A 2,932-nucleotide genomic window follows, 5' to 3' on the forward strand; every position below is an offset into this window, starting at 1 on the left:
TTTGCAATGCTTTCAAGAAACCAGGATTTCTAATCTGGTAGTCAAAATGGGGTTTGGCCTCAGGACTCTCTTCTCAGATTGCTTAACCCTTACCTCTTAACCCTTAATCCTTAACCCTATTTTTCCCCTTAAACCTTTTGCATTTTTGTTTTTGTTTTCTTTTTGAGTTTGCCTCTAACTCCTCCAGATTCAACCAACCTTCCTGGCTTACAAGCCGCCTTGCTGCCATGACAGCGATGAGCATTGCGCCAAAGGCATTTGCTCCTGCCAATGTGAACATGATTAACAATTGATAGGCCACCGCTTGCAAGGGAGGAGACCCCGCCAGGATTTGACCTGTCATCATTCCCGGAAGTGAGACTATCCCCACAACACTCATGCAATTGATAACAGGGATCATGCCGGTGTATACTGAAGTACGCAGAGGTTCATTGAGGGTTTCTGAGCGACTTGCGCCAAAAGCTAAATATAATTCAATTTCTGCTCGCCGGCTAACAAAGTAGTCTAAAAATCGATCCAGGCCTAATGCTATTCCATTAAGAGAATTTCCAAGGATCATTCCTAGAATGGGAATGATATATTGAGGATGGTACCAGGGTTTTACCCCGACGACTACCTGGGTTATGAGGCCACCGACAAAAAATGAGGAAAAAAGCATGGTTAGCCATGTGTCCCATCTAATCCCTTTATATTTCCACGCAGATCTTGCCACGGCTTCACGCCCGGCAAAAAAGACCATCACTAAAAGGAGTGCTATCACAGGTAAAGGATGGCGAATGGCAAAAACCTTTTCCAAAATTAGACCTACCAGCCCCAACTGAACCGTGGCTCGCAAGGCTGCCAGGAGCAGACGACGCTCAAGGCCAATTCTTAGCAGAATGGAAATGATGGCGGCTACCAGAATCAGAGAGGTTGCCAGAAAAAGATCAAAAGGGGTAAGTTTGATTAATCCGTTCATAGGCCTTTATTTTTTGCGAGTAATGACTCTATCTTCTAACCTAAAAATTTGATCTGCCAACTTTGCCAACTTTTCATCATGGAGTACGCACAGTACTGCCCGTCCCGGCCGTCTGGCCTGGTCTAGGATAAGTTGAAAGCAAATTTCACGGTTTTCTTGGTCAAGGCCGGAAATTGGCTCATCAAAAATAAGAACCGGCGGATCCCATAAAAGGGCTCGTACAATGGACAGGCGGTGCCTCTCACCTCCGGAAAGAGTGCTCGCATCGCGGTCCCAATTTAAGTATCCAAGCCCGACCTGATTAAGTAAGTTTTGAGCTTTGGCCTGATCAAAGTCTTTGTTGGCCGCGATTTTCAGGTCAAAGGGAAAGGTAAGATTGCGTATAACGCTACCTTTCAGTATTGGCGCGTCCTGGGCAATAAGAGTGACTTTGGAACGCCAGAGCGTAAGTTCCTTATAGGAAAAATCTTTTCCTTGAAGATGATAGCACACTCCACGGGTTGGATTTAAAGCAACTATCTGCCTAAGCAAGGTACTCTTTCCGCAACCTGAAGGCCCTTCAAGTAAGGACAGGGTACTCTCCTCAAGCGATATCTCTACATTTTCGTAAAGGACACGGCCTTCTTTATTTGTGGCCGAAAACGGACCGCAGTAGAGGAAAACTGTCATATTTATACTTTAAGGGTGAAGTTATTTAGGGTGTCCAGAACATGCCGCAACAGTAGAAGATGCGGGACAAACGCTCAGTATCAAGAAATAAGGTAGACAGGTAAAATTAGGTAAAAAGTTATACTTAATTTGTGCGATTTTTTGCAGTTTAAAGTTTGAGATTACTTTGTTTTAACGCTTTTCGCAATGATTTAGCGCTTATCCTGTCATTGCGAGGGCGCGAAGCTGCCCGTGGCAATCTCACCCGTTAGGTGAAAGTCGCTGGTTCAAAAACTACTTTTATTCCAATATGTTTAATGTAAAAATAAATTAAAAATCGCTTCATTTAAGTTATAATTTTTGACACTCAGGGCAAAAGTAACTGCTTCTGCCCTGTATTTTGATCCGTTTAATGGGTGTGCGACAGCGCATACATGAAAGTCCTTGTCGAGAGTAAACCAAACGATGGTCCTGGTAAAGTCCTTTGCTGCCGTCGGGATGGAGATAATCGCGCATGGAACTGCCCTTAAGGAGTATCCCGCGCTGTAAAGACTTGCGAATGGCCCAGGCAAGTTTATCTATCTGGGGTGAACTGAGAAGATTTGCCGGGGTTAAAGGATGGATGCGGGATAGCCAGAGAGCTTCATCGGTATAAATGTTGCCCAGTCCGGCCAGACATTGTTGATTAAGGAGCAGGGTCTTAATGGCTGCACGTCTTTTTTGCAATTGTACTTGTAAAAGAGAAGGGGTGATGTCCAGTGCGTCTGGTCCTAATTTTTGTAGAAATGGAACTTGGGCGAGTGTACTCTCATGAACAATTTGCCAGTAACCAAACTGGCGCACATCAGCATAGCGCAGCTCATGGTCAGAGTTGGCCAGGGAGACAATTAAATGTGTATGCCTGGGCAGAGGGGTATCTTTATGCTGCCACCAAAGTTGTCCGGTCATTCTAAGGTGGATGAGCCAGACATAAGGCGGAGTCCCAATGAGGATCAGCTTGCCTTTGCGGGAAATGCCTGTGATTGGACGTGGCAGAACCTTTGATAAGTTCTTTGGCGCGTGTAAAATTTTTTTGTTAAAGCAGGTTATCTTTACTGGGATTTGACCAGGCAGGCAGGATTTGAGCGCCTGCACGATTGTCTCTACTTCCGGTAGTTCTGGCATATGACTAAAAGGCTTGTAGTTATGGTACTTCTCCTTAACTCAACTTTCTCGTATGTTTACATCACCTGTTTTCAAATTTAAGAGATAAAGAAATAAGAATTTAGGCGTGACAGACCGTTCAACTTTCTGGTGCATCAAGACACCGTAACTCAGCTTTTGGTC

General features: G+C 44.7%; 3 protein-coding genes. All 3 read right to left on the bottom strand.

Features of this window, described 5'->3' with window-relative positions:
• Positions 1-103: 103 nt before the first annotated feature.
• On the bottom strand, positions 104-958 hold the full coding sequence (locus KFV02_RS11320; protein ID WP_252381660.1) for an ABC transporter permease: 855 nt from the start codon (positions 956-958) through the stop codon (positions 104-106).
• Between the two features lie 6 nt (positions 959-964).
• Entirely contained in the window at positions 965-1,627 is a 663-nt protein-coding gene (locus KFV02_RS11325) for an ABC transporter ATP-binding protein (RefSeq protein ID WP_252381661.1), read from the bottom strand.
• A gap of 330 nt (positions 1,628-1,957) precedes the next feature.
• Complete coding sequence (gene mutM / locus KFV02_RS11330) at positions 1,958-2,770, bottom strand: bifunctional DNA-formamidopyrimidine glycosylase/DNA-(apurinic or apyrimidinic site) lyase (protein WP_252381662.1); 813 nt, start codon at positions 2,768-2,770, stop codon at positions 1,958-1,960.
• Between the last annotated feature and the right edge of the window lie 162 nt (positions 2,771-2,932).

The sequence above is a fragment of the Desulfovulcanus ferrireducens genome (assembly GCF_018704065.1).
Classification (GTDB): domain Bacteria; phylum Desulfobacterota; class Desulfovibrionia; order Desulfovibrionales; family Desulfonatronovibrionaceae; genus Desulfovulcanus; species Desulfovulcanus ferrireducens.